The following is a 14,397-nucleotide window of genomic DNA, read 5'->3' as shown; positions in this document are numbered from 1 at the left end:
CGGTCGGCGCCCCGCGAAACGGGGTGGCCGGCTCTTCGTTCGCGATGTTGAGATGGTGCCGTGCAACGTGAGTTCTCGTTCGTCGTGGACCGGAGCAACCACCAGTACGCGCCCACTCCGTGGGAGCAGGAGTCGTGGCGGGTCGCGGCCCTCGACTGGGTGGCGGAGCAGCTCGCCGCGCGCGGCCTGCGCACGAGCGGCGAGCTGAGTGTGCGGCTGCGGCCGTGGTCCGTGCTGGTGCGGGTGCCCGTCGAGGGGCGGGACGCCGTCTGGTTCAAGGCGAATCCGCCGGCCGGCGCCTTCGAGGGCCCGTTGACCGCCGCGCTGGCCCGCTGGGTGCCGGGCCAGGTGCTGCAACCGCTTGCCGTCGACGCCGAGCGTGCGTGGGTCCTGCTGCCCGACGGAGGAGAGCTGTTCCGCACCGTGCTCTCCCGGGAGCCGGTCGCGTCGGGGACCTGGGAGGAGCTGCTGCGCCGGTACGCGGGCATGCAGCGCGCGCTCACCCCGCACGTACCCGACATGGAACGGCTGGGGGTGCCCTCCGCCCGGACCGCCGACCTGCCCGGGGCGTTCGACGGGCTGCTGGCCGGGAGCGCCGCACTGCCCCCGGAAGCACGCGCCCGGCTGGAGGAGCTGCGGCCCCGGCTCGCGGACTGGTGCGCCGAACTCGCGTCCCTCGGCATCGAGGACACCCTCGACCACGCCGACCTGCACGACGGCCAGCTGTTCCACCCGGCGCCGGGCCGGTTCACCTTCTTCGACTGGGGCGACGCGGCCGTGTCCCACCCGTTCTGCAGCCTGCGGATCCCCGTCGCCAAGGCTCGCGCGCGGTACGGGCCGCAGGTCCTCGCCCGGCTGCTCGACGCCTACCTGGAGCCCTGGGCCGCTCCCGGTCGCACGGCGGCGGACCTGCGCCGCGCCGCTCACCTCGCCTGGCGCCTGAGCGCCCTCACCCGCGCCGCGTCCTGGGGCCGCACGTTTCCCGATCCCTCCGGCTCCGTCCCGGGTGCCGAACAGAGCTCACAGTCCCTGCTGGGGATCCTCGACGACCCGCCGTTCGCCTAGCCGGCCGGGTCCCTCCGGCATGCCGAGGACGTCACCGCCTCGCCCGCACGTGCCACCGGGCGGGGAGCCATGAGCGTCGCTCGCGCGGGGAGCGCCGGGCCGCCCGGCGGTGCCCCGCGGGAGAGGTGCCGCTCGCGTTCGCCGGGCGCGCCTCGCGCGGCGGACACTGGTCCCCATGACCGACTCGCGTGTGCCCGCCACTCCCCCGCCCGGCCGCCGTGCCCTTCTCGCGGCGCTGACCGGTGTCGCGTTCGGGGCGGCGGGCTGTTCGGGCGGCAAGGCTCCGGTGGCGCACCCGTCGCCGCGGGCCGCGACCCGCGGCGGGTCGCCGTCGCCCTCTCCCGCTCTGCCGCGCACCACCCCCTGGCGGCCCACGTCCGCAGAGGTGCAACCGGCGGCGAAACTGCGGGCCGTGCGACTGGTGGAGGCGATCGGGGCCTGGGCCGAGGGACACGGCCAAGCGGCGGCGGCGCGGGAGCGGGTAGCGGCGCTCGGGCTGCCGACGGCCCTCGTGGCACAGGCCGGGCCGTTGCTGCCGACGGCCGACCAGGCGGCGCTGCAGGTCGTGGACGCGCAGTACGGCGGCATCCTGTCCCGCTCGGCCAGCGTGCTGGTGGTGTGCCGGCAGTGGACCCGGCGCGGTGGCACGGTGAGCGCCGGCGGGACGACGGTCGACGTGCGTCTCTCCCGGTCGGGGTCCGGCTGGACGGTCGGCGCCCTGCATCCGGCCCGCCCCGGTCCGGCCGTCCGGTCGCCCGCGCCGGCCGTCCGGACCGTGCTGTCCGACGACCGGATCATGCTGCCTCCCGCCGCGGCGGCGGACCTGCGCAGTGGTCAGGTGCACACCAGCGTGGCCAGGGCGATGCTCGCGCTGGCGCGGACGTACCGCCTGGAGGTGAGCGTCGTCCGCTCCGGGCACCCGCTGGACGTGTTCGGCACCAGCCGGCCCAGCGACCATCCGCGCGGCCGGGCCTTCGACGTGTGGCGGATCGACGGTCACGCGGTCGTCGACCCGGCGACGTCACGCGGTCTGATCGAGCGGTTCATGCGGGACGCGGCGGCCGCCGGGTCGTACAACGTGGGCGGTCCCGTGCCGCTGGCGGGCGGCGGGGCCGGTCAGTTCTTCAGCGACGCCACCCACCACGACCACGTGCACATCGGGTTCCGCACCTGACGCCCGACAGTGCCGGACGGCGCCGGCCGCGTCACCCGTTCGGCCGTACCGCCGGTGCCCCCGCCCGGCTGGTGCGCGCGGCCTGCCGGCCGGTGTGCGCCGGGCTCCGCGGGTTGCGCCGGGCGCGTGGGCGTCGGGACGCTGGAGCCGACACACCCCGGGAGGTGAAGTGGCCCCGGCACACGACACAACGCCGCCCGACGGCCTCGGCCGCCGGCGCTTTCTCAGCCTCTGCGCGGGCGCCGGCCTCGGCACGGCCGCCGCGTGCACGGCGGCACCGCCGCATCCGCACGCCACCACGGCCCCGGCCGGGCGGCTCCGGCCCGAGGCCGAGCGGGACGCGCCGGGCACCGCCGAGTGGCGTCTGGGCGACACCGGCCCGCCGGACGCGGTGGCCGGCTATCCGGACCGGGTCAGCGTGAGTCCGGGCGAGCAGTTCGGGCTGCACGTGTCCACCACCGCCCCGGCGTTCCGGGTGTCCGCGTTCCGGGTCGGCTGGTACGGCGGCAGACAGGCGCGCCGGATCTGGACGTCCGAGCGCATACCCGGCCGCGCCCAGCCGGCCCCGCGCGTGCTGCCCGCCACCCGCACCGTGCGCGCCGACTGGCCGGTGACGCTCCCGGTGGACACCTCGGGCTGGCCGGAAGGCGCCTACCTGCTGAGGCTGGAGGCGGACACGGGTCACCAGCGGTACGTTCCGCTGATCGTCCGCTCCACCGACGGCACGGGCCGCACGGTCCTGCTGCACGCCCCCGCCACCTGGCAGGCGTACAACCGCTGGGGCGGCAGCAGCCTCTACAACGGCGCGTCCGGGGCGTACGCCACCCGCTCCCTCGCGGTGAGCTTCGACCGGCCCTACGACCGCTCGGGCGCCGAGAAGTTCCAGGTCTACGAGTGGGCGCTGGTGGTGCTGGCGGAGCGCCTCGGCATACCGCTCGCCTACACCACCGGCGTCGACGTCCACCGCGATCCCGGAGTGCTGCGCGGCGCGCACTGCGTCGTCTGCCTGGGCCACGACGAATACTGGACGCCGGAGCAGCGGGCCGAGGTGACCGCCGCCCGGGACGCCGGGACGAACATCGCCTTCCTCGGCGCGAACACCTGCTTCCGCCGGGCCCGGCTGGAGGCCGGGGAAGGGGCGGACGACCGTACCGTGGTCTGCTACAAGACCGCCTACCGGGCCGACCCCTGCTACGGCTCACGGCCGGCCCTGGTGACCACCGACTACCGTCTCCCGCCCGCCGCGGATCCCGAGTCCTCCCTGACCGGCGTGCTCTACGAGGGCTATCCCGTCGACGCCCCCTATGTCGTGCGGGCAGCCGACCACTGGCTGTACGACGGCACCGGCGTCCGTCCCGGCGACGGCTTCGCGCATCTCGTCGGCGTGGAGTACGACCGGATCACCCCCGGCTCCCCCACCCCCGGCCCACTGGAGATCGTCGCCCATTCCCCGCTGGTCTGCGGCGGGCGGCCCAGCCACAGCGACTCGGCGTACTACACGGCAGGCAGTGGCGCCGGTGTGTTCGCGACCGGGACCATGCGCTGGGTGGAGGCCCTGGCGGCCGGGACCGGCGTGTTCGGGCGCGACCACGGCATGGACGCCCGTACCCGCGCCTTCGTCACCCGCACCACGGAGAACCTCCTGCGGGCGTTCGCGAAGGGCCCCGCGGTCCGGCACACCCCGCCGCCGCGCGCCAACGTGCGCGAGGTGTACGGGGCCTGATGTCCCCGAGGGGTACGGGCCCGAGGTCAGGGCAGCGGAGTGCCGCCGGTCGCGTTGAGGATCTCGGCGGTGATGTAACTCGCCTGCGGGGAGGCCAAGAAGACGTAGGCGGGGGCGAGTTCGGCGGGCTGGGCCGGACGGCCGAGCGGGGCCTGCTTCCCGAACTCCTTCGTGTCCGGCATGGTCGAGGGGATCAGCGGCGTCCACACCGGCCCCGGCGCCACCGCGTTGACCCGGATGCCGCGCTCGGCCACCATCTGCGCGAGCCCCTGGGTGAAGGTGACGATCGCACCCTTGGTCATGGCGTAGTCCAGCAGATGCGGGCTGGGCTTGTACGCCTGCACGGACGTGGAGTTGATGACGCAGCCGCCGGCCGGGATGTGCGGCAGGGCGAACTTGGTGAGCCAGAACATGCCGTACAGGTTCGTCCGCACGACCCGGTCGAACTGCTCGGTGCTGATCGCCTCGATGCCGTCCGGCTGGGACATCTGGTAGGCGGCGTTGTTCACGAGGACGTCGATGCGGCCGAACTCGTCGACCGCCCGCTCGATCAGCGCCCGGCAGTTGTCCTCCGCGCGGATGTCGCAGGGGACGGCGACCGCCTTGCGTCCGGCGTCCTCCACCAGCCGGGACGTCTCACGGGCCTCGTCCTCCTCCTCGGCGAGGTGGGTGAACAGCACATCGGCGCCCTCACGGGCGAACGCCAGCGCCACCGCCCGGCCGATCCCGGAGTCCCCTCCCGTGATCACGGTCCTGCGGCCCTCCAGCCGCCCGGCGCCGCGGTAGGAGTCCTCGCCGTGGTCGGGGGGCGGGTCCATGGGGCCGGTCCAGCCCGGATGCGGCTGGTCCTGGGAGGGGAAATCGGGGCGGGCGTGCCGCGTGACCGGGTTCGGCCGGTCACCGTGCTGGTCCGTCACGGCGGCCTCCTGCGTCTCGGGGACGGGACGGCGACCGGGTTCCCCCGATCAGACGGGCCGAAAAGCCCGGTCAGTCGGTCGTGGCGTGGCGCCCTCCCGCCCGCAGGTGGTCCCTGCGGGCGTTGTTGTAGATCCGCAGGAGATGTTTGGCCACGGCGCAGGCCGCGCCGTCGGCATGGCACTGACGGCACGTCCGCATGTGCCGCTCATAGGTGAGGCGCGCGTTTTCCAGCGCATCGTTGACAGAAGACATCGCCATCTCCGGGCAGGGCACGTCCGGGGAACGCGCCAAGTTGACTGACTGGTACACCCGAAGACAAGGTGATCATGTTACTGGCGGTACTGGGAAACTGGTACTGCCGGATCGCCGGTGGGCCGTGCTGTCCCCGTGCCGGCCCGGCACACCACCACCCCCGAGCGGTGCTGGCTCGGCCGGTGGAACGGATACGGCCGCTGGGACTTCGACCGACCCGTGGTGGCCCGCCGACCGGGCCTGGTGCGTGGGCGGTGACGCTGATCTGACCAGCACTTATGTCGGCGGTCGTCGGAGCTGATCAGCGATCTGCTCGCCACCGCGGAACTCGAGGCACATCCCGTGGCCGCGGGCGACACGGCCGGCTGAACCGGAGGAGACGCCGTCGACGCGTGCCGCCACGCCGGTTAAGATCGACGGCGGCATCGCGTGCCGGTCACCGGCTGGGTGAGGCATGGAGGTGCCAGGACATGCCGTGGAGGCATTCCTTGTCGGTCGAGTTGAACCACACCATCGTCCATGCCCGGGACAACCGGGAGTCCGCCGAGTTCTTCACCGAACTGCTCGGTCTCGAGATCGCCGGGGAGTGGGGCCCGTTCGTCGCGGTCGCGCTGAGCAACGGAGTCACACTGGACTTCGCCACCGTCCCCGAGGACGAGATCGCACCGCAGCACTACGCGTTCCTGGTCTCCGAGGAGGAGTTCGACGCGGCGTACACCCGCATCAGGCAGCGCGGCATCGAGCACTACGCCGATCCGCACCGGCGGCAGCCAGGCACGATCAACCACAACGACGGCGGTCGCGGCGTGTACTTCATGGACCCGGCGGGCCACGCCATGGAACTGATCACCGTCCCCTACGGCGGCTGGCCTTCGTAACCGGCGGCCCTCACCTGCCGAAGCCCTCCTTCCTGAGGACGCCGAGGAGGCGGGGGGTGCCCTCGGTGGTGCGTACGTCGAGACAGGCGTGCACATGCCCGTCGGTGAGGGCCTCGCGCACGAGCGCGTGCGCGAGGTCGGCCCGGGGGTGAGGGCCCTGGAGTACGAGGACCGCCGGGAGGTGGTGTGTCCTGAGGCGCCGGTCGCTACTCGCCCGGCGCGAGAACCCGGGCCACGATGCGGGCCGCCTCCGCCACCAGTGCCTCGTCGGCCGGTGCGTCCTGGGCCGGCTTGGCCGAGAGCACGGTGAGCAGGACCGGTGTCCCGCGGGTCGTCCAGGCCACGCCGATGTCGTTGGCGCTGCCGTAGTCACCGGTGCCGGTCTTGTCGGCCAGGACCCAGTCGCGCGGCAGCCCGGCGCGGAACCGCGCGGCGCTGGTGGTGTTCCCTTTCAGCCAGGCGACCAGCCGCTCCCGGTCGGGCCCGGTGAGCGCCCTGCCCAGTGTGAGCCGCTCGAAGCCGCGGCCGAGGGCCTGCGGGGTGGTGGTGTCACGGGGGTCGCCGGGGATCGCGCTGCCCAGATCCGTCTCCCACCGGTCGAGCCGGCTCACCCGGTCGCCGAGCGAACGGAAGAACCGGGTGAGTCCGGCGGGTCCGCCGATCTGACGCAGCAGGAGATTGCCCGCCGCGTTGTCGCTGTACTGGATCGCCGCCGCGCACAGGTCCGCCACGGTCATACCGGTGTCCACATGCTCCTCGGTGCGCGGCGAGTTGGACAGGATGTCGTGCGGCGGATAGTGGATCACCTTGTCCAGCGGTGCGCAGTCGGCCTGGTCGCGCAGGATCGCCGCCGCGGCGAACGCCTTGAAGGTCGAACACATCGCGAACCGCTCCCCCGCCCGGTGCGACACGGTCCGTCCGGTGCGGACGTTGCGCGCGTACACGCCGAGCCGGGCACCGTGCCGCCGCTCCAGTGCGCTCAAGTCGGCCTCGGCGCCATGCGGTTCGGCGCCGGGTGCCGCTGACGCGGCGGGCGCGGAGACGGCGGTGGCCGTCACGCCCGCGGTGGTGAGGGCGAGGCCCGCCTTGAACAGGCCGCGCCGGGCCAGGGAGCCGGTGTGGTGGGAGCTGGTCATGAGCACAGTCCTCCTGATCGGCCGTGTATCGGCTTCGCGATGCTCGACGGGGACAGCGAAACAGCCGGACATCACTCATGTCCAAGAGTGAAGTGTGAACACCTCATGCCTTATTGATATACGAAGTCGCCTCCCCGACCTGCGAAGGCACCGGACCATGCCGTGAGGTGTCCGTACGTCTTCGGCGCCTCCTTGATGGCCTTGGGTCCGAGCCACCCGGACACGCGCAGAAGTGGCAGACCGTTGCCGAGCGCAGTCGTGGCGGAGGTGCACCCGCTTGAACGCCCGAAGGTCGGCGAGCCGCTCGCGTACGCGCGGCCGGGCGACACCGTGCACATCTCCGAGATGTTCCGACGGTCTCCAGCGGGAACTGAGCTACGACGGGCTGCGGGCCGCCGAGCGAACGGCTACAACGGAAGGCGCCGCCCAGCCCGTCACGGACGGGATGATCGCCGACGTACGCGCCGCGTACCTGGGCGGCCCGGCAGTGCCAGACCGGTCGGCGCGGAGGCGTCGATGACCTCGGGCAGTTCCCCCACCGGGGCCCGGGCGTGCCGAGGGACCACATGGGGCACGAGCATCGTGTGGCCGGCCGCGGCGAGCCGGTCGGCCGTCGACCGGACGTGGAGGCGCATCCCGAAGGCGTCGAGCGGAGGAGCACCGCGGGACGGGGCAGACCGTCGACGGGTAGACGTCGGCGGTCGCGTCCTCGACGGGGATGTCGACGACGGTGCCCTGCGCGGGTGTCATGGTGCTTGCCTCTCCGACTGGTGGGCGGGTGCGCTCGCTCACCGTGCCGGCTCGGTCTCCTCCGCGAGGTCCGCCGCCGGTGCCGTGTCCCTTCGTTCGCGGACCGTGAGGCCCGGCAGGGCAACGGCGAAGGCGACGGCGGCGAGGGCGGCCGCGCCGAGCAGGCCCGTACGGGCGGCGGCGGGGAAGTCGCGGTGGGTGGCGAGGAGCCGGCTGAAGTAGAGGGAACCGGCCAGGGCCGTGCCCAACGAGGTGCCGATCTTCATGCCGGTCTGGTACACGCCCGCCGCGGTGCTGCCCTCCCGCCGTGGGACCTGTTGGAGGGCGAGGGTCTGGTTGGCCGCGATGACGAACCCGGCGCCGCACCCGGCCACCAGCAGCGGCAGCGCCATCCGCAGGAACATGTTGTCCCCGGCGCCGGATCCGCCCACCACCAGGGCGGTCACAGCCAGGCCCGCTGCGGTGAGGGCGGTGCCCGCGATGACCAGCGGACGGCCGGCCCGGTGCACGACACGGCCGCTGACGACGCCGCAGACGGCGGAGCCGACGGTGAACAGCACCGTGCACAGGGACGCCTTGAACGGCGCGTAGTGCATGCCCTGCTGGAGGAATTGCGCCAGGACGATGAAGATGCCGGTGAAGCCGCCGTAGAGTGCTGCGGCGACCAGTGCGCCGACCCAGTAGGTGCGCTCCCGGAACAGGGTGATGTCGACCAGGGGTTGGCGTGCCCGGCGGGCGAGCGCACGCTCCCAGAGGACGAACACGGCCACCAGGGCGAGGCCGGCTCCGGCCGGCCACCAAAGGCGGTTCGCCCAGGTTCCGCTCTGCAACAGCGGCAGCATGACGGCGGTGACCGCGAGGGCGAGCAGCAGGGTGCCGACGAGGTCGAGGCCGCCGTGCCGTGCGGCGCGTCGGCCCGCGGGCAGGACGCGCACGGCCAGGAGCAGGGCGATCAGGTCGAGGGGGACGAAGAGGTAGAAGATCCAGCGCCAGCCCTCGGCCGTGCCGAAGCCCTGGAGGATCGCACCGCCCAGGAGGGGGCCGACGGCGGTGGAGAGGCTGACTGTGGCGCCGTAGTAACCGAAGGCCCGCCCGCGTTCGCGTGGTGGGTACATCTGGTGCAGCAAGCCGACGACCTGGGGTGCGACCAGGCCCGCGGAGACACCTCGGGCGAGTCGTGCGGCCACGAGCCAGGTGGCGTCGGGGGCGAGCGCGCACAGCAGGCCGGTGGCGGTGAACAGCGCGATGCCGACGAGGAAGACCCGCCTACGGCCGAACTCGTCGCCCAGCCGCCCGCTCGGTATCAGGACGAGTCCGAAGGTGAGCGTGTAGCCGGCCACCGACCAGGTGGCCTGGGAGGACGACAGGTGCAGGTGGTGCTCCATGGAGGGCAGCGCAACCGTCACGATGCTGACGTCCAGGAGGGTCAGGAAGGCGGCGGCGATGCACACGGCCAGGGCTTGGGCGCGGCGCCGGGTGGTGAGTTCGGGGTACTCGGCTGTCCCGGGCCGTACCCTGTGCCCGGGGGTGGGTGGTGTTGCACTGAGGTCGTCCGGCGCGTGTGCCATGGTGTACCTCGGTTTCCCATCGGCTATCTGTGCGGAGGTTCGATGCCGTGGGGGCGCGGGGGCGCCCCGCCGGGGAATGCGGCTCTCACTGGGAGCCACATCCGTTTCCGTCGGGGCCGGTACCGTCCCTGACCTCGGTCCCGGCCCCCGATCGTGCAGGGAGTCGTCAGCCGACGTCGGCGACCAGACCGGCCTTCTGGACGCCGAAGACGGCGACGGCCTCGTCGTTGTCGGGACGGTCACCGCTCACGCCGACGGCGCCGAGCAGTTCGCCCTCCTCGTCCCGGATCAGCGCGCCGCCCTTGGAGGAGGCGATGCGGCCCTCGGAGATGGCGGCGAGGGCCGCGAAGAAGGCGGGGTCGCGGGTGGCGTGCCGGGCGCCGGCGGCGCCGCCGTGGCCGGTGCCGAGGCAGCCCCATGCCTTGGCGTGGGCGATCTGAGGGCGCAGGATGCCGGCCTTCTCCTCCCGCTTGACGACCAGCGGGTGGCCGCCGGGGTCGAGGACGGTGACGGTCAGCGGGCGCAGGCCCAGTGCGCGGGCGTGGCTCAGGGCGGCGTCCACGATCTCGGACGCCTGGTGCAGCGTCAGTGCGGTCATGGCTGTGGCTCCTCTTCTTTCTCTTTCGGGTGGTTGGTTTCCTCGGGAGGGGAGATCGTGCTCGCCGCGTCGGTGTCGCTGACGCGGGTGGCCGCGTACAGGCCGAGGAGGTTGACGGCGGCGAGGGTGAGAAAGGCGGCGCGGTAGCCGGATGCTCCGGCCGCGACCAGGACTGTGGAGGCCACCGCGACCCCGGTGGCGCCACCGAGCCTGCGGCCGACGTTGAACAGGCTCGAGGCGCGGCCGGAGGACACGGAGGACACGGTCGCGAACGACGCGGACTGGGTGCCCACGAAGACCTGACCGACGGCGAGGCCCATGCCGAAGAGCAGGGGGACGACCAGCGGGACAGGGGTGTCCGCCCGCAGCATCAGCGCCATGGTGGCGATGACGGCACTGGTTCCGCCGGCGCCGAGCATCAGATGCCGGCGGGGCCGGAGCCTGCGGTAGAGCACCCGGCTGGCGAGCTGTGAACCGGCGACCACTCCGACAGCCTCGGGAAAGGTGGTGAGCCCGGCGCTCAGCGCGGTCATGCCCCGTTCGTCCTGCAGGTAGAGAGTGAGGGTGAACAGGGCGCCGAGAAAGGTGACCGATTCGACGGTCATCACGGCGGTGCCGGAGGCGAAGAGCCGGTTGCCCAGCAGCCGTACGTCGATCATCGGCGTCCGCTTGCGCAGTTCGACGACGGTCATCGCGGCGGTCAGGGAGGCTCCACCGGCGAGGGCGGCGACCACGGGGGCGGTGCCCCAGTCCTGTTCGGGGCCTTCGCAGACGCCGTACATCAGCAGCGCGAACCCGGACGCGGCGAGCGCGAAGCCGCCGAGGTCGAAGCGCTCGGTGGGCCGGGCCGGCTGATTGCGCAGGCACAGCGCGCCGAAGACGGTGGCGAAGACGCCGACGGGCACGTTGACGTAGAAGATCGCGCGCCAGGAGACCTGAGTGACCAGGATGCCGCCGAGCACCGGGCCCAGGGTGGGCGCGAGGCCGTTGGCGATGCTGAGGACCGCCGAGGCCCGCACCCGTTCGTGCGGGGCGAAGGCGCGCAGCAGCATCGCCATGCCGACGGAGGCGAGGATGCCGCCGCCGACGCCCTGCACCACCCGGAACAGGACCAGTTGGCCGAGGCTCGTGGCCATCCCGCACAGTGCCGAGCCGGCCGTGAAGACGGCGACTGCGGTGAGCAGGGTGCGTTTGCCGCCGAAGCGGTCGCCCAGCCAACCGGAGGCCGGGACGGAGACGGCCAGGCTCACCAGGTACGAGATCGACACGATGTCGACGGCCGTGGCGGGGACGTCGAAGGCACGGCCGATCGTCGGGAGGGCGACGTTGACGATGGTCATGTCGAGGGTGCTCAGGAACAGCCCGGCCACGTAGACGACACAGACGGCCACTTTCTGACTGACGTCGATGCGGGGCCCGCGTCCCGCGCCCCGTACGCGGTCGGCGGGTGCCGTGGGCGGGCGCGCGCTCATCGGACCGGGGTGGCGGGGCGGCCCATGGCGATGCGCAGCAGGTCGTCGAGCAGCCCGGTGGCGCTGTCGTCGAGCCCGGGGGCGGGCTCGAACCTGCCGTCCTCGGTGAACGACAGCCGGACGAAGGGGATGTGCACGGCGCCGCTGAGCGGCACCATGCCGAGTGCGGTCACGACCGGCACGAGTGCCTGTACGGCCCTGGCACCCGCGGCGACCCCGCCGTACCCGACGAAGGCGACCGGCTTGCCCCGCCACTCCCTGGCCAGGTAGTCCAGGGCGTTCTTGGTGGCGGCGTTGAAGCTGTGGTTGTACTCGGGGACGACGAACACGTACGCGTCGGCCGCGCTCACGGTCTCGCTCCAGCGCCGGCTGTGCTCGTGCTCGTACCGGCCGCGCTGCGGGGGGTGCGGTTCGTCCAGCAACGGCAGTCCTACCTCGGCGAGGTCGACGAGTTCGGTGTCGAAGCCGGGGTGCTTGAGAGCCAGGGCGTGGAACCAGGCGGCGATCGCCGGGCCGCGTCGGCCGGGACGGGTGCTGCCGATGATGATCTGCAGCTTGGGTGGGGACATGGGGTGACCTCCGGTCGCTCAGCCGTCGAGGACGACCTTGTTCTCGATGACTCCGAGCCCTTGGACCTCGCCGCGTACGACGTCGCCGGGCCGTACGGCGCCCTGGCCGGGCGGGGCTCCGGTGGACAGCACGTCGCCGGGCGCGAGGGTGAGCGCGGCGGTGAGCCAGGTGAGCTGCTCGGGAATGGTGTGGAACATCTCGGCGGTACTGCCGTCCCGGCGCGCCTCGCCGCCCACCCACTGGCGGATCCGCAGGGCGTGCGGGTCGGGGATCTCGTCGGCGGTGACGAACCAGGGCCCGCAGATGCCGTAGGTGTCGAAACCCTTGGCGCGGTCCATGCGGTTGTTGTCCAGTTCGGCGACATCCCGTGAGGTGACGTCGCAGAGGCCGACGTAGCCGGCCACGGCGTCCATGGCGTTGTCGGGGGTGAGGAAGCGGGAGCGGGGGCCGATCACGACCGCCAGCTCCATCTCCGTATCGACCTTGTCGCTGAGTGCGGGGTACCGCAGGTCGTCGTGCGGACCCGCGAGGACGCCGGTGGCCTTGAGGCCGCCGCCGGGCCCGCGCCGGGGTGGCGGTCTTTCGCCGCGCGCGGGGCGCCGGCGCAGGTAGTTGCCGCCCATGCACCAGACGGTGTGCGGCCGGCCGACGGGCGGCCCGAGCCGCTCCGGCTCGTCGGACCACATGCAGTCCCCGTCCAGGACGCCGGTGTCGGCGCACAGGACGACCCAGTCGAACAGCCACCGTACGGCCCCGAGTCGGGGTCCGCCTGGAGCAGGGCGGGGACATCGCCGGGGACGGCGAGCCGGGACCGGGCGAGAGCGTCGTCCCGGTGCACGCCGTCGGTCTCCAGTCGCCGTACGAAGGCGGCCTGGATGTCGACGAGTTGACGCGGAACCACTTCGGCGAAACGGAGCCGATCGCCGGAGGGCGTCCGCCGTGAGGCAATTTTCACAGACGGTGCTTTCTCGTCCGAGGGGGTTCGGCTTACTTCCCGTCCGCGTCCTTGGGGTCCTCGAACCGGATCCCCCCGTCCGTCACCACGGTGACGAACTTGTCCTCGTCCGGCTCCACCGGCGGCTGGATCGGCGGCAGCCCGACGACGAACAGCACCAGCTCCTCGTCCGCCGCGTACCGCGCCTTCTCACCGGCGTCGGCCTCGACGGCGCCGAGGCGGCCGATCCCGCTGCCCTCGACCGTGCCGGTGCCGGAGAGCACGACGGACAGCCGCTTGGCGGTCTCGCTCTCGGAGATCCACTCGGCGCCGGCCTCGATCTTGACGAACTCGACCCAGAACTGCCGCTCGGTGTAGGTGCCGATGTGCTTGCGCTTCACCCCCGGCCAGCCGGCCACCGGCAGCCAGTTGAAGTGTTCGGGGTCGCTGATGACGACGCCGTTGTAGCGGGGCTTGGGGAACTTCTGCTCCCGGCGGGCGCGGCGCTCGGCCTGTGCCTCCGCGTTGTCCGGGCCCCGGCCGCGGCCGGCGCCCATGCCGAGCGCGGAGGCGCCGCCGAACTGCAGCACGAGCTGGAGCTGCTTGGGGTCGGTGAGCTTGTCGTCCTGGGGGCCGTAGGTCTGGCCCTCGGGGAAGTAGCCGACCTCGCCCTCGCGCAGGATCCCCTGCTCACCGAGGTTCATGTCGCCGACCAGGGGCAGACGGATCTGCTCGAAGGTGTGACAGTGCCGGGGCATGTAGAAGTCGGCCTCCTGGCGGCCGAGGATGTAGCGGTAGTTCTCCAGGGGCTTGTCCCGGTCGCCCATGAGCAGGTAGTTGAACGAGACCGTCCCCCTGGGATGGTCCATCTTGAACGCGTTCGGGTCGTACGGCGCGATCTTCATCGCAGTCCTCCGTTGGTCGGGTGCCGGCCCGCTGGGCCGCGCGGCCGGCGGCGTGCGGGGGCAGGCGGGCGAGATGTGGTGAACGACGGCGCTCGGGGGTCCGGGCGGGCCGGCCGAGCCGGGCGCGCCCTCTGGACGGCTTCCGGTCGTCGCATGTCGACGACGTTCGCGGTCGTCCTTCCGCATCCAAGAAACCTTCTTGGTAGGTTGGTGTCAAGGTAGGCAACAAGCTCTCATGAAATTTCAAGGGGCCTTGTCACGGGCGCGTCCAGCGAGGCATGGACGAGACCTTCGCCTCTCACACGCCGACGCCGACCCTTCGCCGATCCGGCCGAGCGAGTCAAGCAGCCAGCCTCCCTTGCCCCCTACCTACCAAGTAGGTTAACCTCAAGGTGACAGAGATCCAGGCAACCCGGCCCGTCAACGTCTGGGACAACCTCGGGAGTGACATGTC

General features: G+C 72.6%; 13 protein-coding genes. 4 read left to right on the top strand and 9 right to left on the bottom strand.

What is annotated here, in order from left to right:
• Positions 1-60: 60 nt before the first annotated feature.
• From AB0L59_RS10415 to AB0L59_RS10405, 3 genes are all read left to right on the top strand, one after another.
• Positions 61-1,065 carry an aminoglycoside phosphotransferase family protein gene (locus tag AB0L59_RS10415; RefSeq protein ID WP_365581457.1) on the top strand — a complete coding sequence of 335 codons (1,005 nt, stop codon included), beginning with the start codon at positions 61-63 and terminating at the stop codon, positions 1,063-1,065.
• Between the two features lie 175 nt (positions 1,066-1,240).
• A complete protein-coding gene (locus AB0L59_RS10410) occupies positions 1,241-2,239 on the top strand; it encodes a hypothetical protein (protein ID WP_365581456.1) in 999 nt (332 codons plus the stop codon).
• A 169-nt stretch (positions 2,240-2,408) separates the two neighbouring features.
• Positions 2,409-3,962 carry a N,N-dimethylformamidase beta subunit family domain-containing protein gene (locus AB0L59_RS10405; protein WP_365581455.1) on the top strand — a complete coding sequence of 518 codons (1,554 nt, stop codon included), beginning with the start codon at positions 2,409-2,411 and terminating at the stop codon, positions 3,960-3,962.
• Positions 3,963-3,988: 26 nt separating this feature from the next.
• Here the strand turns inward: AB0L59_RS10405 and AB0L59_RS10400 are convergent, their stop codons facing one another.
• Positions 3,989-4,879 (bottom strand): SDR family oxidoreductase, encoded by an 891-nt coding sequence (locus tag AB0L59_RS10400; protein WP_365581453.1) that lies wholly within the window; start codon positions 4,877-4,879, stop codon positions 3,989-3,991.
• A 70-nt stretch (positions 4,880-4,949) separates the two neighbouring features.
• Positions 4,950-5,132, bottom strand: a complete 183-nt coding sequence (locus AB0L59_RS10395; protein ID WP_365581452.1) for a hypothetical protein — start codon at positions 5,130-5,132, stop codon at positions 4,950-4,952.
• A gap of 488 nt (positions 5,133-5,620) precedes the next feature.
• Between AB0L59_RS10395 and AB0L59_RS10390 the strand changes: the two genes are divergently transcribed.
• Complete coding sequence (locus AB0L59_RS10390; protein WP_365581450.1) at positions 5,621-6,010, top strand: VOC family protein; 390 nt, start codon at positions 5,621-5,623, stop codon at positions 6,008-6,010.
• 206 nt (positions 6,011-6,216) lie between these two features.
• On the opposite strand, the gene bla is transcribed toward AB0L59_RS10390, so the two are convergent.
• From bla to AB0L59_RS10355, 7 genes are all read right to left on the bottom strand, one after another.
• The gene (gene bla, locus AB0L59_RS10385; protein ID WP_365581449.1) at positions 6,217-7,146 is read right to left on the bottom strand and encodes a class A beta-lactamase; all 930 of its coding nucleotides are present in this window, start codon (positions 7,144-7,146) and stop codon (positions 6,217-6,219) included.
• A gap of 788 nt (positions 7,147-7,934) precedes the next feature.
• The gene (locus AB0L59_RS10380; protein WP_365581447.1) at positions 7,935-9,464 is read right to left on the bottom strand and encodes an MFS transporter; all 1,530 of its coding nucleotides are present in this window, start codon (positions 9,462-9,464) and stop codon (positions 7,935-7,937) included.
• A 166-nt stretch (positions 9,465-9,630) separates the two neighbouring features.
• Positions 9,631-10,062 carry a heme-binding protein gene (locus AB0L59_RS10375; protein WP_365581445.1) on the bottom strand — a complete coding sequence of 144 codons (432 nt, stop codon included), beginning with the start codon at positions 10,060-10,062 and terminating at the stop codon, positions 9,631-9,633.
• Positions 10,059-11,534: a DHA2 family efflux MFS transporter permease subunit gene (locus AB0L59_RS10370; protein WP_365581443.1), complete on the bottom strand. Its 1,476-nt coding sequence runs from the start codon at positions 11,532-11,534 to the stop codon at positions 10,059-10,061. Before AB0L59_RS10370 ends, AB0L59_RS10375 begins: the two co-directional genes overlap by 4 nt.
• Entirely contained in the window at positions 11,531-12,103 is a 573-nt protein-coding gene (locus AB0L59_RS10365) for an NAD(P)H-dependent oxidoreductase (RefSeq protein WP_365581441.1), read from the bottom strand. The genes AB0L59_RS10370 and AB0L59_RS10365 overlap by 4 nt, the downstream gene beginning before the upstream one ends.
• 18 nt (positions 12,104-12,121) lie before the next feature.
• Positions 12,122-12,790, bottom strand: a complete 669-nt coding sequence (locus tag AB0L59_RS10360; protein ID WP_365581440.1) for a fumarylacetoacetate hydrolase family protein — start codon at positions 12,788-12,790, stop codon at positions 12,122-12,124.
• Positions 12,791-13,091: 301 nt separating this feature from the next.
• Positions 13,092-13,943, bottom strand: coding sequence for a hypothetical protein (locus AB0L59_RS10355; protein WP_365581438.1), 852 nt, complete (start codon positions 13,941-13,943; stop codon positions 13,092-13,094).
• Positions 13,944-14,397 lie beyond the last annotated feature (454 nt).

It is taken from the genome of Streptomyces sp. NPDC052109 (assembly GCF_040680195.1).
GTDB lineage: Bacteria > Actinomycetota > Actinomycetes > Streptomycetales > Streptomycetaceae > Streptomyces.
This window is presented reverse-complemented; position numbering and strand designations above follow the sequence as displayed.